17 protein-coding genes and 1 pseudogene are annotated in these 21802 nt (G+C 63.7%); 6 read left to right on the plus strand and 12 right to left on the minus strand.

Going from position 1 to position 21802, the window contains the following annotated elements; translation table 11 throughout:
- Positions 1–1366 (minus strand): annotated as a pseudogene (locus B3M53_RS09330) (hypothetical protein); the annotation flags it as partial.
- A gap of 278 nt (positions 1367–1644) precedes the next feature.
- On the opposite strand from B3M53_RS09330, the gene ahcY reads away from it, so the two are divergent.
- The 4 genes from ahcY (at position 1645) to B3M53_RS09350 (ending at position 6709) form a co-directional block, all read left to right on the plus strand.
- Positions 1645–3063 carry an adenosylhomocysteinase gene (gene ahcY / locus B3M53_RS09335; protein WP_022701090.1) on the plus strand — a complete coding sequence of 473 codons (1419 nt, stop codon included), beginning with the start codon at positions 1645–1647 and terminating at the stop codon, positions 3061–3063.
- Positions 3064–3167: 104 nt separating this feature from the next.
- The gene (locus tag B3M53_RS09340; protein WP_286800189.1) at positions 3168–3620 is read left to right on the plus strand and encodes an energy transducer TonB; all 453 of its coding nucleotides are present in this window, start codon (positions 3168–3170) and stop codon (positions 3618–3620) included.
- Between the two features lie 63 nt (positions 3621–3683).
- Complete coding sequence (locus tag B3M53_RS09345) at positions 3684–4133, plus strand: hypothetical protein (RefSeq protein WP_286800190.1); 450 nt, start codon at positions 3684–3686, stop codon at positions 4131–4133.
- A 113-nt stretch (positions 4134–4246) separates the two neighbouring features.
- Positions 4247–6709, plus strand: coding sequence for a sensor histidine kinase (locus B3M53_RS09350; RefSeq protein ID WP_286800193.1), 2463 nt, complete (start codon positions 4247–4249; stop codon positions 6707–6709).
- Between the two features lie 12 nt (positions 6710–6721).
- Here B3M53_RS09350 and bioB read toward each other — a convergent pair whose 3' ends face one another.
- Positions 6722–7723: a biotin synthase BioB gene (gene bioB, locus B3M53_RS09355; protein ID WP_286800196.1), complete on the minus strand. Its 1002-nt coding sequence runs from the start codon at positions 7721–7723 to the stop codon at positions 6722–6724.
- On the opposite strand from bioB, the gene B3M53_RS09360 reads away from it, so the two are divergent.
- Positions 7722–8159, plus strand: coding sequence for a hypothetical protein (locus tag B3M53_RS09360; protein WP_160093079.1), 438 nt, complete (start codon positions 7722–7724; stop codon positions 8157–8159). The two genes, bioB and B3M53_RS09360, sit on opposite strands and share 2 nt — an antisense overlap.
- A 79-nt stretch (positions 8160–8238) precedes the next feature.
- On the opposite strand, the gene B3M53_RS09365 is transcribed toward B3M53_RS09360, so the two are convergent.
- From B3M53_RS09365 to B3M53_RS09395, 7 genes are all read right to left on the minus strand, one after another.
- On the minus strand, positions 8239–9849 hold the full coding sequence (locus B3M53_RS09365) for an alanine/glycine:cation symporter family protein (RefSeq protein WP_022701083.1): 1611 nt from the start codon (positions 9847–9849) through the stop codon (positions 8239–8241).
- A 118-nt stretch (positions 9850–9967) separates the two neighbouring features.
- A complete protein-coding gene (locus tag B3M53_RS09370; protein WP_160093078.1) occupies positions 9968–10861 on the minus strand; it encodes a dienelactone hydrolase family protein in 894 nt (297 codons plus the stop codon).
- Positions 10862–10940: 79 nt separating this feature from the next.
- A complete protein-coding gene (gene purH / locus B3M53_RS09375; protein WP_022701081.1) occupies positions 10941–12536 on the minus strand; it encodes a bifunctional phosphoribosylaminoimidazolecarboxamide formyltransferase/IMP cyclohydrolase in 1596 nt (531 codons plus the stop codon).
- 60 nt (positions 12537–12596) lie between these two features.
- Entirely contained in the window at positions 12597–14546 is a 1950-nt protein-coding gene (locus tag B3M53_RS09380) for a polysaccharide biosynthesis protein (protein ID WP_022701080.1), read from the minus strand.
- Between the two features lie 54 nt (positions 14547–14600).
- The gene (locus tag B3M53_RS09385) at positions 14601–16349 is read right to left on the minus strand and encodes a heparinase II/III family protein (protein WP_286800199.1); all 1749 of its coding nucleotides are present in this window, start codon (positions 16347–16349) and stop codon (positions 14601–14603) included.
- A gap of 7 nt (positions 16350–16356) precedes the next feature.
- On the minus strand, positions 16357–17019 hold the full coding sequence (rpe, locus tag B3M53_RS09390; RefSeq protein WP_022701078.1) for a ribulose-phosphate 3-epimerase: 663 nt from the start codon (positions 17017–17019) through the stop codon (positions 16357–16359).
- A gap of 139 nt (positions 17020–17158) precedes the next feature.
- Positions 17159–17581, minus strand: coding sequence for a glycine zipper family protein (locus B3M53_RS09395; protein ID WP_286800201.1), 423 nt, complete (start codon positions 17579–17581; stop codon positions 17159–17161).
- A gap of 373 nt (positions 17582–17954) precedes the next feature.
- Between B3M53_RS09395 and B3M53_RS09400 the strand changes: the two genes are divergently transcribed.
- Entirely contained in the window at positions 17955–18275 is a 321-nt protein-coding gene (locus B3M53_RS09400; RefSeq protein WP_273143845.1) for a winged helix-turn-helix transcriptional regulator, read from the plus strand.
- Positions 18276–18282: 7 nt separating this feature from the next.
- Here B3M53_RS09400 and B3M53_RS09405 read toward each other — a convergent pair whose 3' ends face one another.
- The 3 genes from B3M53_RS09405 to B3M53_RS09415 form a co-directional block, all read right to left on the minus strand.
- Positions 18283–19311, minus strand: a complete 1029-nt coding sequence (locus B3M53_RS09405; protein ID WP_273143847.1) for a GlxA family transcriptional regulator — start codon at positions 19309–19311, stop codon at positions 18283–18285.
- Between the two features lie 69 nt (positions 19312–19380).
- Positions 19381–20823: an amidohydrolase family protein gene (locus B3M53_RS09410; RefSeq protein ID WP_286800203.1), complete on the minus strand. Its 1443-nt coding sequence runs from the start codon at positions 20821–20823 to the stop codon at positions 19381–19383.
- Positions 20824–20930: 107 nt separating this feature from the next.
- The gene (locus tag B3M53_RS09415) at positions 20931–21797 is read right to left on the minus strand and encodes an EamA family transporter (protein WP_160093075.1); all 867 of its coding nucleotides are present in this window, start codon (positions 21795–21797) and stop codon (positions 20931–20933) included.
- Between the last annotated feature and the right edge of the window lie 5 nt (positions 21798–21802).

Genomic DNA, 21802 nt, shown 5'->3' on the forward strand with positions numbered 1-21802 from the left:
CTTCTTCCGCGCCAACATCCGTCTCATCTGCAGCCGGCGCTTCGGCCACAGAACCCTCATCAATCGCGTCGCCCTCTGAAAGCGCCGGCTCGGCCTCTTTCATATCCGAGCTTACGACCTCGTCTTGCGGCTCAGCCTCAGACTGAGGCTCGTGCGTGACCTCAAGGTCTTCATCCACGGTCTCTGAAGCCGTCTGCGTCGCATTGACGACGTCCTCTTGATCGTCAGTGGAGGACTCCGCGCCCTCTTCCAAGGTCGGCGCTTCATCAGTCTGAGCCGCTTCAGCCTGAATCTCAGGCTCCACGTCTACGGCGCCCGCATCATCTTCAGACGAGCCTTGAGCCGGCTCATCAGCGGTCTCCATCCGGGTCTCTTCACCGGTTTCACTCAGCGCCGCGCTGACCGGGGCCGCGACCGCACTCATCGCAGCCGTGTCCTCTGCGGCCTCTTCGGTGACTTCTTCCGCCACTTCGGGCTCGACTTCGGGCTCTTCCGTGCGTGCGATGGTCTCTTCCGGCGCATGACGCTGAAGATGATCGGCCAGAAGCGCAATGCGCCGCTCAAGCCGCGCAGCGTCGCGAATACGGTTGATCACCCCGCCAATCATGAAGATGACGGCGGAAACGCCATAAGCGATGACGGCGTATCCCGCTGCGGCCTCGAGCCCGCCCAGCCCCAGAGCCGCCGCGGCGACCAATCCCACAAACAGCGGCGCCCAGAGCAACCGCCAGGAGCGCGTTGCGAACACCACCAGCGCCCCCAGACCAGACAAAGCGTAAAAGACAATCTGATCGGCCTGCTCCGCCATGGACGGGACAGACTGCGCAATAAGCGCGCTGACCGGGCTGACTGTTTGCGAAAAGCTCCAATTGCCCAGATCAGGCAGAGCGCCAAGCGCCAGCGCAAAGATATTGAAAGAGGGCGCGACGCCAAACAGGCTGGGGTCCACTTCCACGAGGAAGGTGCGCAGATACGGCCAGACCATCACCATGGCGGCGAGCGCGAACAGCAGAACCGTCAGGAACCAGTTGACGTTGCGGGCGACGCCGGCGCGAGACAGCATGGCGCTGGCGCCGGGATGGGTGCGCGACCAGCCCTGACGGGTATGATTGACCACGGCGACCGGCCGTGAACGCCGGGACGGCCCGGTCTGCATGCGCAGAACAGACGCCTGATCTCCGGCCTCAAGCGCGAAATCACGATCCATGACGCGCACAGTATGTTTGGCGCCGTCATAATCGGTCAGGCTGTGCTCATCGGCGCGGGCGCGCGGATCGGACCCGCTCACCTCACCGGCGGCGGCGTAGAAATCCAGCGTCTTACGTCCAAAATGCTGGCTCGCATAAGCGGTCGGCAAATTCGCCATTTCAACAGTCCCCTCAGTCCGTCGCACAGGTCCGCCGCCCCTCGGCGTCTCCTGCGGCCATGCCGCATGAACCCATATCACGGGTCCTGAGCAAAAATCTTACCATAAAGTTTATACAGATTTAGGACCTTTTTAAGAAGTCGGGGGTTTTTCCTGCCGATTCATGTTCAATACGCCAGATGGTTTGCCCGTTTTGGGACGCGTGTTAAGAGGTGCGCTGTCCCAAATGGAACCATCAGGCTCTGACCTGTTCGAAGTCAAAAACAAGGCGCCTTCCCATGACCCTGCTCAATGCCGCCAACACCGGCGACGATCGCTATGTCAAAGACCTCTCGCTGGCTCGCTGGGGCCGGCTGGAGATCGAGATGGCCGAGATTGAAATGCCCGGCCTGATGGCCCTGCGCGAAGAATACAAAGGCAAGAAGCCTCTGGCGGGCGCGCGCATCGCCGGTTCTCTGCACATGACCATCCAGACCGCGGTGCTGATCGAAACGCTCGTTGAGCTGGGCGCGGACGTGCGCTGGGCCTCGTGCAACATCTTCTCCACCCAGGACCACGCCGCCGCCGCCATCGCCGAGCGCGGCATTCCGGTTTTCGCCTATAAAGGCGAAACGCTGGAAGAATACTGGGAATATGCCGACGCCATCTTCCATTGGCCGAACGGCGAAACCGCCAACATGATCCTGGACGATGGCGGCGACGCCACCATGTACCTGCAGCTGGGCGAAAAAGCCGAAGCCGACCCGAACTTCCTGGGCGAGCCGAAATCGGAAGAGGAATCCTTCCTGTTCCAGACCATCCGCAACCGCATCAAGCTGTCGCCGGGCTGGTTCGCCAAGGCCAAGGCCGCTATCAAGGGCGTGTCTGAAGAGACCACCACCGGCGTGATGCGCCTGTATCAACTCGCCAAGAAGGGCGAGCTGGCCTTCCCGGCGATCAACGTCAACGACTCTGTGACCAAGTCGAAATTCGACAACCGTTACGGCTGCCGTGAAAGCCTGGTGGACGCTATCCGCCGCGGCACCGATTTGATGATGGCCGGCAAGACCGCCGTCGTCTGCGGTTATGGCGATGTGGGCAAAGGGTCCGCTGAATCCCTGCGCAACGCCGGCGCCCGCGTGTCGGTCACCGAGATCGACCCGATCTGCGCCCTGCAAGCGTCCATGGACGGCTTCGCCGTGGTTCGCCTCGAAGACGTGATCAACGATATCGACATCGTCGTCACCGCCACCGGCAACAAGGACGTCGTCACCGTCGACCACATGCGCACCATGAAGCACATGGCGATCGTGTGTAATATCGGCCACTTCGACAACGAGATTCAGGTCGAGGCGCTGAAGAACTTCCAGTGGACCAACGTCAAACCGCAGGTCGATCTGGTCGAATTCCCCGACGGCAACAAGATCATCCTGCTGTCCGAAGGCCGCCTGGTGAATCTGGGCAACGCCAACGGCCACCCCAGCTTCGTGATGTCCGCCAGCTTCACCAACCAGGTGCTGGCCCAGATCGAGCTGTGGACCCGCGGCGATCAGTACGAGAACCAGGTCTACATCCTGCCCAAGCATCTCGACGAGAAAGTCGCCGCCCTGCACCTTGAAAAGCTGGGCGCCAATCTCAGCGAGCTGTCCACCGAGCAGGCCGAGTATATCGGCGTCGAGCAGAAAGGCCCGTTCAAGGCCGAGCACTATCGCTACTAGGCGCTAGTTACTCCTAAAGACGAGAAGCCCCGCCGGAATGATCCGGCGGGGTTTTTCATGTGCCCGCCTTGCCCTAGCGCGCATCTGCGCACACTGTGCGCGCCATGCGCCTGATAATCATCCCGACCCTTCTCGTCCTGTCGCTCTCGCTCGCCGCGTGCGGTTCGAGCCCGGATCTGAACCCGCTGGCAGATCCGCGATCCCAGCCCTTTATCGCCACCTCCGACATGCCGATCCCGCCCAATGTGGAGCGCGCGGCGAGTTCGGATCAGTGCGCGGGCGAACCCTTGCGCGCCATCGACGCCAGCCTGCCCGCCTATCCGGCGCGCGGCTGGTCGCGCGGGCTGCAAGGCTGGTCCATTGTCCAGTTTGACGTCATTCAAGCCGGCGAGACCGAAAACGTGTCCGTCGCGCGCGGCGTGCCCGGCGGCAGTTTTGACCGCGAAGCCCGCCGCGCAGTGGAAGACTGGCGCTTCGCCCCCTTGAGCGAGGGCGCAAATCTTTATGGCTGCGTGGTGTTGTTTGAATTCACCCAAGGTGAAGTACGCATTCGATAAAGACTCCCCAAACGGGTTTTTTCTTTGCAATATCCCGCCCTAAGAGATTTGGGGGGATTGATCATGAAAATACAGCTTATCGTGACCGCATGCCTGCTGGGGCTGGGTGCATGCACGACACCGGACCGGGTGGATTTTGGCGGCACGTCGTATGTGCAAGCGGTTTCCGGACCGAGCCAGCCCTGTGAGACCGCGAACCTCCGACGGCAGAGCCGCGCCGAGCTGGTCTACCCCCCAAGCCTGATGGCGATCGCCTACGCCAACCAGTCCAGAGGCTTCAGTTATACCGTGCCCCTGACCTTTGACGTTACGCCTGAAGGCCGGGCGGTGAATGTACGGTTCGCGGGCAATCCCGCCGATACGACCAACTCCGCCAAACGCGAGGCCATCTTCAACGCCGCTGAATCCCTGTCGGGCTACCAATTCGCCTGGCCCACTGGCAGCACGCCCGGTTACGCACTGAATTGCCGTCAGGAAATCAACTTCTCCACAAGCTACCAGACAACACCCTAAATCCGTTCAGCCTTCCCCATCGCATCACATTTCACCTTCCGGTAAGATGTGATTCGCACGTGTGCGCGTGTTCAGCGGGATAGCGCACCAGGCAATTGGGGATATGGCGCGTCATGACCGCAGCCGAACCGGTACAACTGGCCACTCTCATCGTCACAGGCGGCTCGGTCGCTTTTGCTCTGGCGTCCTCGGTCTGGGCTTACAGGCTGACCGCCGGCGCCCGAAAGGCCCGCAAGCTCTGGCGCGACCGCATCCTCGCCGCAGAAGACCGCGCCGAACGCAATGACAGCCTGTTCGCGGCGCATCCGGGCGTGGTGGTGGTCTGGAACGGGGCCCCGCAATCTGACGCCGAGCACTGGTCCGCTCCCAAGCTCTATGGGTCTCCCGCCGCCCTCGCTTCGCTGCTGCAATTCGCCGAGCTGAGCCAGACTGGCGGCCCCAGCGGTCAGATCGCGACCGACATCCTGGACAGCATTTCTGATTTCACCGCGCGCACCGCGACAGGCGAGACGACGAGTTTTCGTGACCGCGCGCGCGCCTTGATGGCGGACGGCGCCGCGTTTTCCCTGACCCTGTCCGGCCCGTCCGGTCGTCAGGTCCAGGTGGATGGCCGCCCCGCCGGCCGTCAGCTCGTGATCTGGCTGACCGACACCGCCCTGCGCCAGGCTGAAGGCGCCGCGCACAGCCCTGACGGGATCGGTCACGACGATCCGATCGGCTTCATGGACATGATGGGCCGCAATCCGGTTCCGGCCTGGCGCCTGGACGCCAAAGGCCGGCTGACCTGGGTGAACGCCGCCTATGTCAAAGCGGTCGAGGCCAAGGACGTGGCTGAAGTGATCGACCGGCAGGTGCTGCTGGAGCCCAGCCTGGCCGATCAGGCGCGCGACGTGCTCAGCGCCGCCGAAACCCGCACCGGCGCCCGCGGCGTGGTGCTGGCCGGCCAGCGCCGGGTGATGTCGGTGACCAGCTATCCCGTTCAGGGCGGCGTGGCGGGCTTCGCGGTGGACGTGACCGACGGCGAAGAAGCCAAAGCTGCGCTGAACCGGTTCCGGGAAGCGCATGACCTGACGCTGAACCATATGACCGAGGCGGTCGCGATCTTTGACCGCGCCAAGAAGCTGGTCTTTTACAATCAGGCCTTCACCCAGATGTTCAATGTGGAAGAGGCCTTCCTCAATGACCGTCCGGCCCATGGCGTCCTGCTGGACCGCTTGCGCGAGAAACGCCGCCTGCCCGAACAGGCCGATTACAGCCAATGGCGCACCGCCGAGCTGGCGCGTTATGAAGCGGCTCCGGGCTCGGAAGTCGAACCGGACGAGCTCTGGGCCTTGCCGGACGGGCGCACCTTGCGCGTCGCGCGCCAGCGTCACCCCATGGGCGGCCTGCTGGTGATTTTCGAAGACATGACCGACCAGCTGTCACTGCAAGCGCGCTACAACACCCAGATCAAGGTGCAACGCGCGACGCTGGACAAGCTGCATGAAGCGGTCGCAGTGTTCGGGTCGGACGGGCGTCTGAAACTGCGCAACGCGGCCTTTGAAACGCTGTGGAAGCTCGATCCCGATACGCTGGACGGCGTGCATTTTGACGATGTGGTCAGCGCCTGCCAGCCGCTTTATGACAACAGCGAAGCCTGGGGCCAGCTGAAAGCGCGCATCACCGATCCCAGCCCGGAATCGCGCAAGGCGATGACGGGTGAAATTCGCCGCGCCGACAACTCTGTCCTGACCTGGCTGACCCGGCCGCTGCCCGATGGCGCGACCGTGATCGCCTGGGACGATATTACTGACAGCCGCCGCATTGAATCCGCCTTGCGTGACCGCGCCGAAGCGCTGGAGGCCTCAGAGCGCATCAAGACCGAATTTGTCGAGCATGTGAGCTATCAGCTGCGCACGCCTCTGACCACGATCCACGGCTATGCGGATCTGCTGGCGGGCGGCTTCGCGGGGGATCTGTCAGATCGTCAGAAAGAGCATATGGGCGCGATCCAGACCGCCTCTGGCCAGTTAGGCAAGCTGATCGACGATATTCTGGATATCGCCGCCATTGATGCTGGCCAGCTGGAGCTGGAGCTGGGCGATGTGAACCTGCACGCCCTGGCCGAGGAATCGTCTGAACTCATCGCCTCACGCGCCGAGCATTCTGGCATCAAGCTGTCCCTGAACGCGGATCAGGACGCCTCTCTGGTCCGCGCGGACGCCAAACGCCTCAAACAGGTCTTCTACAACCTGCTCACCAACGCCATGGACCATGTCAGCCCTGGCGGCGCGGTGGAAGTGGGCGCAGACGTCACCGGCGAAGATGTCTCCATCTGGGTGGCCGATGACGGCGTCGGCATCGCGCCCGACCGTCAGGCGAAGATCTTCGAACGCTTTGAACGCGGTGATGGCGGCGGCGCCGGCCTGGGCCTGGCCCTCGTCAACGACATCATCCGGCTGCATGGCGGCTGGGTGGAGCTGGAAAGCGAGCCGGGCGAAGGCACGCGCGTGACCTGCCACCTGCCCCGGATCACCAATTCTCAATCCGCCCCCGAGCTTGACCTGCCGGGCAGCCATTCGCTGAGCGCGGAATAAGCCGGGCGGGCGTCAGGCGCCCGCCGGTGAAGGCTCGGCCTGATCGCCTTGCAGCCCGAGATCAGACAACAGGGACGCATCCGTGTTCTCATCCGGGTTCGGCGTGGTCAAAAGTTCATCGCCGACGAAAATCGAACCCGCGCCCGCCAGGAAGCACAGCGCCTGCAGTTCACGCGACATGGTCTCGCGGCCTGCTGACAGGCGCACCACGCTCTTGGGCATGATGATCCGGGCTGTGGCGATCGCGCGGACGAAATCTAGCCCGTCGAGCGGCTGAGAACCCGATAGCGGCGTGCCGTCCACATCCACCAAATGATTGACCGGCACGCTTTCAGGGTGGACCGGCAGGCTGGCGAGCTCGGCCAGTAGCCCGATGCGGTCGTCCTTGCTTTCACCCATGCCGATAATGCCGCCGCAGCAGGTCTTCATGCCCGCCGCGCGCACCTTGGACAGGGTGTCGATCCGGTCATCCCAGGTACGGGTGGTGATGATCTGCTTGTAGTATTCCGGCGAGGTGTCGAGATTGTGATTGTAATAATCAAGCCCCGCGGCCGCCAGGCGCTCGGCCTGTCCGTCGCCCAGCATCCCCAGCGTCATGCAGGTCTCAAGCCCCATCGCTTTGACGCGGCGGATCATGTCGTGGATTTTCGGCTCGTCGCGCTCTTTCAGCTCGCGCCAGGCCGCGCCCATGCAAAACCGGGTGGCGCCTTGATCTTTGGCCTCTTGCGCCTTTTTCTCGACCTCTTCGGGATCCATCAACTTGGACGCCTTAAGACCGGTGTCGAAATGGGCGGACTGATTGCAATAGCCGCAATCCTCCGCACACCCGCCGGTCTTGATCGAAAGCAGGCGTGACTTCTGGACCGTATTGGGGCGATGTCCCTGGCGGTGCAGGCTTTGCGCGGCGAAGATCAGATCATTAAACGGCGCATCATGGATGGCGGCGACCTCGGCGCGCGTCCAGTCATGGCGCACAATGGCCAATTGGTCGAGATCGTTGAGAAGTTTGGACATGAGCGCCTCTGGACCTGTGCAAAACGACGGCGACGGTAAGAACCTCGTCTCCAGGCTGCAAGCCATGGAACTCAGTGTTTTGCAGGCGAGACTGGCCTTGCTGATCACCAGCGTCGCCATTTTCGGGCTGGCGCTTTTGCCCGCACACTTTGAAAGCCCCACCCTGTTCGGCGCGGACAAGATCAAGCATATGGGCGCGTTCGTGATGCTGACCCTGCTGGCGCGGGCCAGCTGGCCGCTCTGGCCATTGTGGCGGCTGGCGCTTGGTCTCGCAGCTTTCGGCGCCGCCATTGAGTTGGCGCAGGGGCTCAGCGGCTTGGGGCGTACCGCGTCCTTCGCTGATCTTGTTGCGGACCTGATCGGGATCGGTCTCAGCTTCGCACTGCTCTGGGGCGTCCGGAAGCTGCGCGCAAAGAAACACACGACCGTCGCTTAATCCGTTTTTCGAATATGGCTCAAGAAAAACCCCCGGCGCCAAGCGCCGGGGGTTCAAGTCCATCAAATCAAGCTGAGTATTATTCGCTCGGTTTGCTGTCAGGTCCGGTCATGGACGGGTTTGACCCCTGCCCTTCTTCATCGGCCTTCTTGGTGTAGGCGATCACCACCCCTGACAAGAGCAGTATGGCGATCAGGTTTGGCGCCGCCATCGCGGCGTTGGCGATCCCGCCGAACTTCCAGATGAAGTCCACCTGCTGCAGCGCGCCGAAGAACACCATCACCACCCACATCAGGCGGAACGGCTTGGTCGCCCAGTCGCCGACCAGATAGGTCAGCGCCTGCTCGGCATAGTAGGACCAGCCCAGAATGGTGGTGAAGGCGAACAGCGTCAGACAGACCGCGATCAGGATGCCGCCGAACGGGATATGACTTTCACGGAACACCGCGGTCGTCACTTCCGACGCTTCCAGTTGCGATTGCCAGGCGAAGCCCACCGTCTCGGCGCCGTTCGGATAGGCGCCCTGAACCACCAGGATCACCAGCGCCGTCATGGTGCAGATCACGATTGTGTCGATGAACGTCCCCAACATGGCGATTTCACCCTGCCGCACCGGAGAATCCGTTTGCGAGGCTGCGTGCGCGATCGCCGTGGAGCCCTGACCTGCCTCATTGGAGAACAGGCCCCGCTCCACGCCAAAGCGCAAGGCGATCATGATCGAGGAGCCTACAAAGCCGCCCGTGGCGGCTGTGCCGGTAAAGGCGTCCGTGAAGATCATGCCGATCGCGCCCGGAAGGGCCGGAGCATTGAGCGCCAGAATGAACAGGGCGCTGATCAGATAGACCACAGCCATGAACGGCACGACCTTGCCGGCGAAGGAGCCGATGGACTTGATGCCGCCGATGATCACGATGAACACCAGAATGGCCAGGATCAGGCCCGGCACCCAGTTGGCGATCATCACCGTGAAGGCTTCTGCCGGCAGCTCGAAGCTCTGGCCAAGACGCTCGACCGTCACCAACTCTCCTGATTCAAGCGCCGCCTGAACCGTACAGGCCGGTGCATAAGCGTTGCCGAAATCACCGTTCACTTCGACCGCGCTGCGACCCACAGAGATCTGGCAGGGAATCGAACTGGAGAATGGCGCAGACGCTTCCGTCATCGCCTGGGTGATCGAGTTGGACTGGATCATGTTGCCGGTCGCGACGGCGGAGAACAGCGTGCCGACCGCAAACAAAACCGCCAGAAAGCCCCAGGGCTTACCCAGGCCGTTCTTGATGTAATACATCGGTCCGCCATGGACCCGGCCGTCTGGGTGGGTTTCACGATAGCGCACCGCCAGGCTGGATTCAGCGTACGCCGCCGCCATGCCGACAAGCGCCGTGATCCACATCCAGAACACGGCGCCCGGGCCGCCCAGAGAGATCGCTGTCGCCACGCCGGCGAGGTTGCCCGTACCTACCTGACCCGACAAAGCCGTGGACAAAGCCTGCCACGGGGTGATGTCACCCGCGCCGCCGCCGCCCTTGCGCCCGGCCCACAACTCGCCGAAAGCCGGGAAAAGCCGGCGCAGCGGCCGCAGCCGCAAACGGATCATGAAATAAAGGCCGGTGCCAAGCAGGAGCAGGATCATCGGCCCGCCCCAAATCGCCGCGCTGACCTGGTCAACTAGCGAGTAAAACTGTTCCATTGGTGTCGCTCCCCGAACACAAAGTCGCCGCAGACCTTAACGGGATGAGCGCAAAATCAAAGCGTTCCTTCAGCACTGAAGGGTTACATGACCGTTATAAATGCACGAATTGTGGATTTCAGGACGCGGTTTTTGAACGGTTGAGCCCAAGTTTCAGCCGCCGACGCATGAAATCCACGAACCGGCCTTCTGTCTCCTGCGTCGCCTGGGCGTCGTACCGCAGCGTTGAGTCCGGATGATGGTCAGGCTCGTCAAAGGCGTGGGTCACGCCGCCCAGAACCGACCAGCTGACCGGCGCGTCATGTTGCCTGGCGCGCATGAACACGACCGAGGCGTCCGCTTCGCTGGCCATGGAATCACGTTCCACCAGAACCGCTTCAACCGGAATGGAGGACAGCCAGTCATTGCGCACCGCCAAAGACGGCCCGCTGACATAAGGATAAACGAGGAAGACGCCTGTCACGCCCGCAAACGGATGTTCAGGCGCATCCGCCAACCCGTCTGGCGGTCGCTTCATCTGCGCCAGCGTCAGCGCGTCCAGAAGCGTCCAACCGCCATGGCTCCACCCCGCCAGCGCTAGACGGGCAGGGTCGATCCTGCGGTCCTGGCGGACAAGCTCCAGCGCAGCATAGACATCCGCCGCCCGTTCGCGCCCCCACAGCCGGTGACCGGTGCAGACCTGAGCCAGCGCCTCTTCATATGAGATGTTTCGGGCCCGCAGGCTGTCCACGATCACCGCAGCGACGCCGGATTTCACCGCCAGCGCCGCGTAATTTTCCGTCACCTGACGCACGCCGCCGCAGCCATGAAACAACACGACGGCCGGGAACGGGCCATCGCCTGGCGGATAGGACACCCGCACATACGGCTCTAGAAAAGCGACATGATCAGCGAAAGGCTTGCGCGCCAGATGCTGGCCGCGCAAACGCCGGTACAAAGACCAGGCGATGTACAGTGCGAACGCCAGCACGCCCACGCCCGCCAACGCCAGAACCCAGATCAGCTTGTCCATGAAGGCTCGCCCCTGATGATCACGATACAAGACCTAAGACCATCAGGAGCGAACGCCAAGATCACAGCGTCAATCGCGCCTAGTGACGGAAGTGACGCATCCCGGTGAAGACCATCGCCAGGCCGGCTTCATCGGCGGCGGCGATCACCTCTTCGTCACGCACCGAACCGCCGGGCTGGATGATGCAGCGCGCGCCGGCCTTGGCCGCTTCCAGCAAACCGTCGGGGAAGGGGAAGAAGGCGTCTGACGCACAGGCCGAATGGGTTGTACGCGGCTCGTCCCAGCCATTTTCCTTGGCGGCGTCCTCGGCTTTGCGGGCGGCGAGGCGCACTGCTTCCACGCGAGACGTCTGACCCATGCCGACGCCCGCGGTCGTCCCGCCCTTTGCAAAGACGATGGCGTTGGACTTCACGTGTTTGACCACGCGCCAGGCGAACAGCAGGTCGGCGAGTTCTTCATCGGTAGGCGCGCGCTTGGTGACCACTTTGAGGTCTTCGGCCAGCACATGACCGGTATCGCGTTCCTGCACCAACAGGCCGCCGGCCACCGCCTTGGTGGTCCAGCCCGCCTGGGTCGGATCAGCCAGCGCGCCCGTCAGCAGCACGCGCACATTCTTTTTGGACGACAGGATATCCAGCGCCGCTTCATCGGCGTCGGGCGCGATCACGACTTCGGTGAAGATCTTGGTGATGGCATCCGCCGTCTTGGCGTCGAGCGTGCGGTTGAAGGCGGCGATGCCGCCAAACGCTGAAATCGGATCGCCTGCGAACGCGCGCTCATAAGCGGTCGCCAGATCATCCGCCGCTGCTGCGCCGCACGGGTTGGCGTGCTTGATGATCACGGCTGCGGCGCGCTCTTCGGGATCAAACTCGCTGACCAGTTCAAACGCCGCGTCGGCGTCGGCAATGTTGTTATAAGACAGCGCCTTGCCCTGAATCTGACGCGCGGACACAACGCCCGGACGCTGCTCGGGCGCTTGATAGAGGGCCGCATCCTGGTGCGGGTTTTCGCCATAGCGCAGTTTCTCAAGCCGGGGGCCGCCAATGGTGAACCAGCTATGAGCGGGTTTTTCCACTTCCGGCTCGAACCGCGCGGCGATCGCGCTGTCATAGGCGGCGGTGCGGGCGAACGCCTTGCCCGCCAGATGCCGGCGCATGGCCAGCGTCGTCTGGCCGTGATGTTCGGCCATAACCTCGAGCACCTTGTCGAGGTCTCGCATATCGGTGCAGACCGCCACATGATTGTGGTTCTTGGCCGCTGCGCGGATCATCGCCGGGCCGCCTACATCGATTTTCTGGATGCAGGCGTCGATATCGGCGCCGGAGCGCGCGGTTTCTTCAAACGGGTAAAGATTGACCACCAGCAGATCGATCTGGGGAATGCCATGTTCGGCCATCGCCGCCAGGTCATCCTCGTTGTCCCGGCGCGCCAGAAGGCCGCCATGAATGCGCGGGTGCAGGGTTTTCACCCGGCCATCCATCATCTCAGGATATTCGGTGACGCTGGAGACGTCGCGCGCCTCAAGGCCCGCATCGCGCAGGGCCTGCAAGGTGCCGCCCGTGGACAACAGCTCGACCCCGGCGTCAGCCAGCTTGGCGGCGCGCTCGGCGAGACCGGTCTTGTCGGAAACAGAAATCAGAGCCCGCTTGAGCGGGGCGAGGCCAGAAGCATCCATGGAAACGTCCTCCCATTCGGCGCTCGTCAATCTACGCCAGGAACGAAGACGGCCCCATTATCACGCGTCACGCGCGGCGGGAAGCGTCTGACTGATCGCCGTGACCCCCTCCGGCCAGCCGGCTTCGATCACCAGATTTAACCGGTTTCGCACCTGATCGTCATCGCGGCGTTGCGCCGCGGCGATCAATTGTTCCAGCGCGGACTCAACCCGCGTCAGGTCCAGGTCCGGCGTCTCGATGCGCATCACGCCCGGCGGGCCGGCTGGAGACACGTTCTCAAACGCATGGGTCAGCGATTCATGCAGCTTTTCGCCCGGACGCAAACCGGTGAAAACGATCTTCACATCGCGCTCAGGCTCCAGCCCACGCAAACGGATCAATTGCCGCGCCAATCGTGAGATCAGGACTGGCTCGCCCATATCGAGCAAGAAAATATCCCCGCCCGAAAGGCCCACCGCGCCCGCCTGGGCCCCGGCTTCCAGAACCAGGCCAGCCGCTTCCTCCACGGTCATGAAATACCGCGTCGTATCGCTGTCGGTGACAGTGACAGGGCCGCCTTCGGCGATCTGGCGCTCGAACAAGGGCACCACCGAGCCCGCCGAGCCCAGAACATTGCCAAACCGCACTGAGGCCAGCTTCATGGGCTCGACCTTGTCGGCGGCGGCGGCCAGATACAGCTCCACCGCGCGCTTGCTGGCGCCCATGATCGAGCTGGGATCCACCGCCTTGTCGGTCGAGATCGAGACCACGGCCTCAACGTCTGCAGCGGCTGCAGCCTCCACCACATTGCGGGTGCCCATCAGATTGGTGCGGACGGTCTCAGAGACATTGCCCTCCATCAAGGGCACATGCTTGAGCGCAGCGGCGTGGAGCACGACTTCGGGGCGCTCCTCTTCCATCAGCACGTCTAGCCCTTTGCGGTCCTTGATATCGCCCAGAACCGAGCGCCAGCTGGGCGCATCCGCCATGGTCTGCAAGACCATGTCGATTTCGTAGAGATTGGGTTCGGCGGAATCGAGCAGGATCAGACGTTCCGGGCGCAAAGCCGCCGCCTGGCGCACCAGCTCGGACCCGATCGTACCGCCCGCGCCGGTCACCAGCACGCGCTTGCCTGCGATCAGGCGCCGGGCCCCGTCTCGCGACAGCGCGCGCGGCGGACGCGCCAGAAGGTCTGACGCCTCAACAGAGGTGAACGCCCGCGCGCCATTGCCGCCCCGGGCGCGGCTGAGCTGGACGCCCGTCCGTCCGGCAACGCGCGCCACTTCATTGACCAAGGTCGCATCAGGCATGGGGTCGGCCAGCACGATGCGCACCGCGCCATCGCCCGCCAGCCGCTTCACCCGCAACACCGCGCGCGTCAGCTTGTCCGGTCCGCCCTCGATGGGGATGCCGTACAACGCCCGACCGCCCGCCTGGCCTTCTGTCTCCACAAGCGCGCGAAACCTGAAGCTTGGGCCTGATGCGCGGCGCAAATGCGCTTTGAGAACATCCGCCAGATGCTCCCGGGCGCCGACAAGCACCGCCATGGGCGCGCTTTCATCGCCGCGCTGGACCAAAGAGCGCAAATCGCCCGAACGCCACGCCGCCGCCGCCACGCGCGGCGCCACCAGCAAGAAGACGAGCAAAGGCGCGGACAGCGCGAAGGTGGAGCGCGGAAAATCCTCCAGCCGGTTCATCACGAAAAACACCGGCAAGAAGATCAGATGAGACAGCAGAACCGCCTGAACGATCGGCAACAGGTCCGGCATGGACATGTGGCGCCACAAGCCCCGGTGCACGCCTAGCCCCAGGAACACGGCGGCGCTGATCGGGGCGAACACGGCCGGCGCCAGATATTCAAGCGTACCCGGCGGCTCGTTATACTGAGAGAAATGGTATCGGATCACGAGGCTGGCGAACATCGCGCCTGCAGCGGCCAGCGTATCGTAAAGCAGCACCAGACTGGTCGTCAGCGCAACGCCCCGCATCGCGGACGGCGCTTCCGCCGCCCCTTCAGGTTTATCGCTCATATCGCCGGCTCCCCCCTGCGACAGCGAATTCGATCTGTGATCCGCCCGTCATGTTTAACCCGCCGCCCCCACGCGACCCAAACGCTGGAACGCCCATCTGACCCGGTTAGGAGGGCGTTCGCCGGCGCCATAAGGCTCGGCTTCGCCCGAGACGACGAGCTGGGTCGAACGTTCAGGCTTCCCCCCGGCCGCCAGGTAGACGGACCGTTCCAGACGCACCGGACCGCCATCGGTTCGGAAGCGCCATCCATCACCATTACCCGCAACCAGAAGTGCGCTCAAGGAATCCCTTGAAAGTGATGCGCGAACACTGGGGTGCAGATGAAAGCGGATGGAGAACCGGTAGCGCAGTTCCGGATTGTCCGGCGCCCCGTCCTCCACGGGTCTGAACAGGCTGTCCTCTCCTCGCAGGTCGCCGCCGTCGGACGCCAGAAAAAGGCGGCGGCGCAGCGACAGTCCGAAATCTCGCCGATAGCCTTCATGGCTGGCTTCCAGCCAGACGCCCAGATCTTCCTCATTGCGCCGGGCCTTCACAGGTTCGGGCCCTGATGCCACGCGCGGGCCCAGCAGAGACCGCTGCCAGCCCTGCGCCAGAAGCCGTGTCGAGGAGGTTTCTTCAAGCGTCAGAACCGAATGCGCCGCCGTCGCGCGCACCGCCTCTCGCCAGGTGCGGGGCTGATCCTCGGACCAGCCGCAATTGACCACCAACCGGCCGCCTGGCGCGGCGAATTCAAACGCTAGCGCACTGGCGTGCACATCGGCGGAATGCGGACCTTTCGGCGGCCCCGCCGAATCCATGATCAGCACAGCGCCGCCCGCTTGCACCCGATTGTATCCGCTGTGCGGGGCGACATTGAAGCCGCGCCCCTCGCCGCCGCCCACATGCTTGAGCGCCGTTTCGATGGCGCGGGAATCGCCTTCATCGCCGCCATGAAACACGCACAGCCCGCCGCTCGGCAAACGGCAGAAACGGATAAAGGCCGCCGCCCGGTCCATGGCGCGACTGACCTCGGCCGACAAGGTGACGCCGCGGGCGTCCGCCGCCTGATCCAGCACGACAAGGGCGATCAGAACATCTGCCGCCACTCGCGGATTACGGCTGGCGTGGCCGCCATCGGGCAAGAGTTGCGCTGTCAGCTCCGCATCCAGCGCGGCCTGGGACCGCGCCTGCAACCCGGCAGGCAGATCCAGCGTCAGCATGGCCAGTCGCAAGGTGATCGCCGCAAAGAGCCGCGCCTTGTCCTGCGGCATCAAGGACAGGCAACGTGACAGCCGCAGCGTCTGGCGCACCGCGGATTTCAGCCGTTTCGGCGTATTCTCGTCGCCTGCGGAAAAGAGCGTTTCGCTCGCCATCATCCAGGCCCACAAACGGCCTTCCAGGATGTGCGGCTCCCAGCTGAACCAGTTCCACTTGCCAAAACGCGTCAGCCAGTCATCCGCCAGCCGGCGCGCCATCAACGGCGCTTCAGGATCTTCCACCGCGAGCAGGTCGGCCAGCCAGTCAAAGCGATGCAGGCTTTCCGCGAAGCGTTTGGAGGGCGCCGTGCGATCCCAGACCGAGTCTTCTTCGGGAATCTCCACGATCTCGCCCGCCAGGGCGAAGCGGCCGCCCAGCAAGGCCGCGCCATAGGCCTTGTCCCCTTTGACGATGGCCTTGGGGGGCTTGGTCAGAGCCTCCGGCGCACGCTGGTTCTGCGTCAGCATGCGATACGGCGGAGCCGCATTCAGAAGGTCCGACATTTCCCGACGTCCGCGCAGCGCCAGGGCGGCGGCGATCTCGCGGGTCTTGGGCTGGCGTTTCATCAAAGCCTCATGCGCCCCGCAAAGCGGCGATATTCTTGGCGTAAGCCTCCGGGCCGCCCTTGAACACCGCCGATCCGGCGACCAGCGCATCGGCTCCGGCGGCCAGGCATTGCTGGGCGGTTTGCGGGTTCACCCCGCCATCGACTTCTATCATCACATCCAGTCCACGACGGTCGATCGTCTTGCGCAGGGTTTCGATCTTGCGCAGCTGGGAGCTGAGAAAGCTCTGCCCGCCAAAGCCAGGATTGACGCTCATGATCAAGACCAGATCGAGCTCATCCAGCGCATAGTCGATGCAATCTAGCGATGTGCCGGGGTTCAGCGCCGCGCCGGCCTTGACGCCATGGCTTTTGATCGACTGAACCGTTCGGTGAAAATGCGGTCCCGCTTCAGGGTGCGCCGTGATCATGTCGGCGCCAGCGTCGACGAAATCGGCGATGTACGCGTCCACAGGCGAGATCATCAGATGGACGTCGAACGGCTTTTTGGACCAGGGCCGCAAGGCTTTCACCACAGCCGGCCCGATGGTCAAATTCGGTACGAAATGCCCATCCATTACATCAATATGAATCCAGTCGGCGCCGGCGGCGTCAACGGTTTTGACTTCCTCCCCCAGGCGGGCGAAATCAGCCGAGAGAATCGAAGGGGAAATAATTGCGGAATGAGCCATGGGGATTGCGTATCAGCGGCCCGCTTTTTGAGCAAGATGCGCCGTCCGCTTTCCCCCGATCCGGGGCAGTCTACCCAATCGATTCAGAACGCTCTGGAAGACGAGGCGGCAAACTCGCCTTCCAGAGCTGCGTCCGTGATCAGCCGATGGCGCGATGCCCTCGTAGACGCAAGCAATCCACAACCATCTGACGGCGTTCGTCGCGCGTTTCGAGCGCACCGCTGATCCCGCCGACCGTTGCCCCCACAAGAGCCCCCGCCAGGGCGCCCTCCGTATCGGTGACATCATCATCAGCAAGTCCGGCAAGCGCGCCGATCCCAGCGCCAATGGCCATGTCGGTTCGCGTTTCGGCGTTCATCAAGGCGCGCTCACGCGCCAATGCCTGACAGGCTAGAAGGTCCGCCTGGTAAGCCACCGAGCGGGGGCCATCCACGACCGGTGCGTAATCCGCGCCGCCGCCCGCGCAGGCTCCTAACGCCAACACTGCGGCGCCTGCCGCCAAAACGGCGCACCCGTCCCGCAACGCGCACAAAGCCGTGCGCGCAGTCAAACTACGTTTCATGTTTCTCTCCTGAGGAAGGGCCCCCTATCGGGCCCAGGGTCTTAGATCGCTCGCACTCCGCGCAGCGTCTGTGGGCTGCCCGGGCCGTTTCTCAGCGGACCAAAGACAGCATGCGCAACGCCGGGCGGCGCTGACGACATCGGGTTGAAGGGCGCGATGAACGCCCGAACTGCCATGTGCGCCATCTCGGCGTCTCCTGCAGTCTCCGCCCTCCCGGTTTTCCGGCGTGGGGCGAAAGGGTTGACCAACCAGCGGGAGCGAGGCCCCCTAGTAGACGCCGCCCTTCCAATCGAGGCGGGCTGCGCTACATATTATGTAGCAAAAACTACCGCTACGCTTTCCGTAGCGCAAGTGACCATTTCGAGGACAGATTGTGGCGAAACTGACCGAAACCTCGCGCCCCGTGCTGGCTCTGTTTGATGTGTTGGGTCAGAAATGGGTGCTGCGCATCATCTGGGAGCTGCGCAACGGCCCGCTGACCTTTCGCGAGCTGCGGGCCCAGTGCGACGAGATTTCGCCCACCGTGCTCAACCAGCGCCTAGCGCTTTTGAAAGACACGCTTTTGCTGGAAAGCACGGACGAAGGCTACAAGCCCACCGCGCTCCTTGAAGAGTTGGGGCCTGTTTTGTACGCCCTGCGTGACTGGTCCAATAGCTGGGCGGAGATCCGCGTCGCGCATGGCCATGAGCTGTAACCTCATTTCACGCATCCGCCTCCGTCCGGTTCGGGCGAAAGCGCTCGCGGTAGGACCGCACGGTCACCCCCAGATGCTTGTGAAACGCCCGGCGCATGCGCTCGGCAGCGCCAAAGCCTGATTTGAGCGCGATGAGGTCAATCGTGTCGTCTGACTGCTCGAGCCGCACCCGCGCATCCTGAAGCCGGGCCTGCTCCACATAAGCGGCAGGGGTCTCTCCCGTCTCACGCTTGAACTTGCGCGCGAAACTGCGCTCGGACATGCAGGCCAATGAGGCAAGGTCGGCCACGCTCAGCTCATCGGTGAGATTTGAGAGGATGTGCTCAAGCGTGCGGTTGATCGGGCCGTCATCCACCTGCTGCGCGACCAGCTGGGCGCTAAACTGGGCCTGCCCGCCCGGACGCATCATGTACATGACATTATAGCGCGCCACTTTGAGCGCCATGTCATGCCCCCAGTCGGCCTCAACCAGCGCCAGCGCCAGATCCATGCCTGCGGTCACTCCCGCCGAGGTCCAGTATTTGCCGTCGCGCACATAGATCGCATCGGCGTCCAGCTCGACCGCCGGATAGCGTTTCGCCATCACGGGGCACCACCACCAATGGGTTGCGGCGCGCTTGCCGTCCAGAAGCCCCAGCTCCGCCAGGATGAAAGCCCCGGTGCAGATCGAAATCACGCGTTTGGCCTGCTGATCCGCCCAGGCCGCAAACTCCATCAGCCGGCGGTCCTTGAGCGCGGCCTGGGTTCCATGACCGCCCGCGATCATCAGAACATCGATGGGCAAACCGCTGCCGCGCGCCTGCTCAAACGTCATGTCGGGCACCAGAGACAGGCCGGATGTGGTGCGGATCGGGGTCGTCTCAGCGGCGACCAGGGTCAGCTCATACCCGCCCACGCCGCCATCCCTGAACAGCTTGACCCCGGAGAGCACCTCCATGGGGCCGGTGATGTCCAGCACATGGGCGTCAGGATACGCCACCATCACCACATGAATGAGCGGCGGCTCGGCGAGCGGAGAAGAAACAGGATATGTCATAGGCTGATAGTGCGCCCAGCACGCGGAATCCGAAAAGCCTGCAAACACGCAGATTCCGCCAAACTGCTCCTATTGCCGTCCCAGCAAGATCGGCAGGACGTTTGTGACGCTGCGCAAGAGCGAGCCCTTGCCCGCTGCACGCTCCAGATCATCAAGCTCGGCGCGATCAAGCCAGACCCCGTTCACCATCACCGCGTCAGGAAACTCGACCACGGTCACATCGCTGAGCGGATCGCCGCTGACCAGCACCAGATCCGCGCGCAATCCCGGCGCGATCCGGCCGCGATCGGTCAGCCCCAGAACCTGCGCGCCATTCGCGGTGGCGGTCTGCAACGCCGCATGCGGGCTCAAGCCTGACATCACCAGCAATTCCAGCTCGCGCGTCATCGACCGGCCTGGAAGATTGGTGAAAATGCCCGCATCCGTGCCGGCGATCAGCGTCACGCCCGCCTCATGCATCATGCCGGTGGCCTGGCGATAAAACTGGCGACGCGCCTCTTCCCGGACGGCCGGGTCCTGACGCGCCCAATACGCGTAAACATCGGCATCGATGCGCACATAGAGCGGATTGAGGGTCTCCACCCCAGGACGCTCCAGATAGGCGCCGCCGCTCTCCGCCACCCGCACCAGATTGTCATGGGCGATCAGGGTGGGTGTCACCACAACGCCGGCCTGGGCCATTTCGCGCGCCAGCTGCTGCATGCGGTCCGCGTTCAGGCGGTCGCGCAGGCCGTGCCAGACGATGGATTCGGTATGCTCGATGGTCAGAAAGCCGTCATCGAGCACGCTCGTGAAGGGGATCAGAAAATCGCGCTCCAGCGGAATCCCCGGCTCGCGCACGCCTTCAGGCGTATGGCCCGACACCGTCAGCCCCAGAGCGCGCGCTTCTTCAAGTACGCCGCGATAGGCGTCTTCGGTCAGGTTTGAATACACTTTCAGATGCCGGTAGCCCTGCTGATGCTGACGGCGGACCGCGGCGCGCGCCTCCTCACCCGTCATCACCAGAACATGGTTCTGCTGGGCGTTCGGACCCGGCGAGTTCAAAATCGGCCCGGTGGTCAGAAGCGTCGGCCCCAAAAGCGCGCCGTCCTCGATCCTGTCCGCCCAGCGCAAATGCACCGGTAGGCCGGCGACATTGCGCACGCTGGTGACGCCATGGGCGAGATACCCTGCCAGCTCGGGCACATCCCAGACATGCACATGGGCGTCGATCAGCCCGGGCAGCACCGTGCGGCCCGCTGCGTCAATGCGCTCAGCACCCTCAAGGCGCGGATCGCCGACCAGCGCGCCATGAGGGACGCGCGCGGCGATGACGCCGTCGATCACGAGAATATCCTGAGCCTCAAGCGCGTCAGGCTCGCCCGCGACCATGGGGACCAGACGCGCATTCTCGATCAGGATGGCGGGCGCCGCTCTCTGCCCGGAAAGCTCGGAAGGCCATCGAAACGCGACCGCCCAGATCAGCCCGGCGATAACGCCCAGACCAACCAGCACCCCGAAGACAATCCGCATTTCGCTCTCCCGCCTGACACCCCTTCAGTCTGGAACGCAGGCGCGCGAGACGAAAGTGCAGATTCGGACAATCTTGCTGAAAGCTCCGCCGAGCGCGTCGGACCTAGTCAGTCAGTCTCGCGCAAAGGCGCAGGCTCAGCTCGCCCTCCGGCCCAGACCCCGCCCAGCACCAGAACCACGCCCGCCATTTGAACCGGGCTGAGGCTTTGTCCCAAAAGCAGCCAGCCGATCAGCACCGCCGTCAGAGGGCTAAGAAAACCGAGCGTGGACACTGCTGCGGGATCAAGACGCTGAACGCCGTGAAACCATAGCCCATAGGTCAGCGCCGCTCCGATGAGGCCAAGCCAGAGCAATCCCGCAATCGCTTCGCGATCAAGGGGCGGCAAAGCCGGTTCTAGTAACAAAGCGAACGGCAGAAGCAGCATGCCTCCAGCGGCCAGTTGCCAGGCGGTGAAGGTCAGAAGCGGAGTGTCGCGCCGCCATTTCCGGCTCAACACCGTGCCCGTCGCCATCGACACCGCGCCGCCCAGCCCCGCGGCGACGCCGAGAGGATCAAGACCTGCGGCTGGCCCCAGGACCAGACACGCCACGCCCAGCACGCCCGTGATACCGCCCATCACCGCCAGACGCCGCACCGGCTGGTCCAGCACCACCCGCGCCAGTCCGATGACGATCAGCGCCTGTAGCGAGCCCATTGTCGCCGCCACGCCGCCGGGCAGACGATAGGCGGCGACGAACAGGCAGGCCCAGAAAATGGCGAAATTGACCGCTCCGAGCACCGCCGCCTCGCCCCATTGCCGCCCGACCGGCAGCCGACGCAAGGCGACCAGCAACAACAGGCCTGCGGGCAAAGCGCGCAAGACGGCCAGGGTCAGGGGATACCCCGCAGGCAGCATCTCGGTGGTGACGATATAGGTCGTCCCCCAGACCATGGGCGCGAGCCCGGTCAGGATCAGGTCAAACATACGCGGCATGATGA

This window comes from Oceanicaulis sp. UBA2681, assembly GCF_002354675.1.
GTDB lineage: Bacteria > Pseudomonadota > Alphaproteobacteria > Caulobacterales > Maricaulaceae > Oceanicaulis > Oceanicaulis alexandrii.

Bases quoted from the DNA above. Each gene is read 5' to 3' on its own strand.
- ahcY (WP_022701090.1), top strand. From the start codon at position 1,645: ATGACCCTGCTCAATGCCGCCAACACCGGCGACGATCGCTATGTCAAA.
- B3M53_RS09340 (WP_286800189.1), top strand. From the start codon at position 3,168: ATGCGCCTGATAATCATCCCGACCCTTCTCGTCCTGTCGCTCTCGCTC.
- B3M53_RS09345 (WP_286800190.1), top strand. From the start codon at position 3,684: ATGAAAATACAGCTTATCGTGACCGCATGCCTGCTGGGGCTGGGTGCA.
- B3M53_RS09350 (WP_286800193.1), top strand. From the start codon at position 4,247: ATGACCGCAGCCGAACCGGTACAACTGGCCACTCTCATCGTCACAGGC.
- B3M53_RS09360 (WP_160093079.1), top strand. From the start codon at position 7,722: ATGAGCGCCTCTGGACCTGTGCAAAACGACGGCGACGGTAAGAACCTC.
- bioB (WP_286800196.1), bottom strand. From the start codon at position 7,723: ATGTCCAAACTTCTCAACGATCTCGACCAATTGGCCATTGTGCGCCAT.
- B3M53_RS09365 (WP_022701083.1), bottom strand. From the start codon at position 9,849: ATGGAACAGTTTTACTCGCTAGTTGACCAGGTCAGCGCGGCGATTTGG.
- B3M53_RS09370 (WP_160093078.1), bottom strand. From the start codon at position 10,861: ATGGACAAGCTGATCTGGGTTCTGGCGTTGGCGGGCGTGGGCGTGCTG.
- purH (WP_022701081.1), bottom strand. From the start codon at position 12,536: ATGGATGCTTCTGGCCTCGCCCCGCTCAAGCGGGCTCTGATTTCTGTT.
- B3M53_RS09380 (WP_022701080.1), bottom strand. From the start codon at position 14,546: ATGAGCGATAAACCTGAAGGGGCGGCGGAAGCGCCGTCCGCGATGCGG.
- B3M53_RS09385 (WP_286800199.1), bottom strand. From the start codon at position 16,349: ATGAAACGCCAGCCCAAGACCCGCGAGATCGCCGCCGCCCTGGCGCTG.
- rpe (WP_022701078.1), bottom strand. From the start codon at position 17,019: ATGGCTCATTCCGCAATTATTTCCCCTTCGATTCTCTCGGCTGATTTC.
- B3M53_RS09395 (WP_286800201.1), bottom strand. From the start codon at position 17,581: ATGAAACGTAGTTTGACTGCGCGCACGGCTTTGTGCGCGTTGCGGGAC.
- B3M53_RS09405 (WP_273143847.1), bottom strand. From the start codon at position 19,311: ATGACATATCCTGTTTCTTCTCCGCTCGCCGAGCCGCCGCTCATTCAT.
- B3M53_RS09410 (WP_286800203.1), bottom strand. From the start codon at position 20,823: ATGCGGATTGTCTTCGGGGTGCTGGTTGGTCTGGGCGTTATCGCCGGG.
- B3M53_RS09415 (WP_160093075.1), bottom strand. From the start codon at position 21,797: ATGCCGCGTATGTTTGACCTGATCCTGACCGGGCTCGCGCCCATGGTC.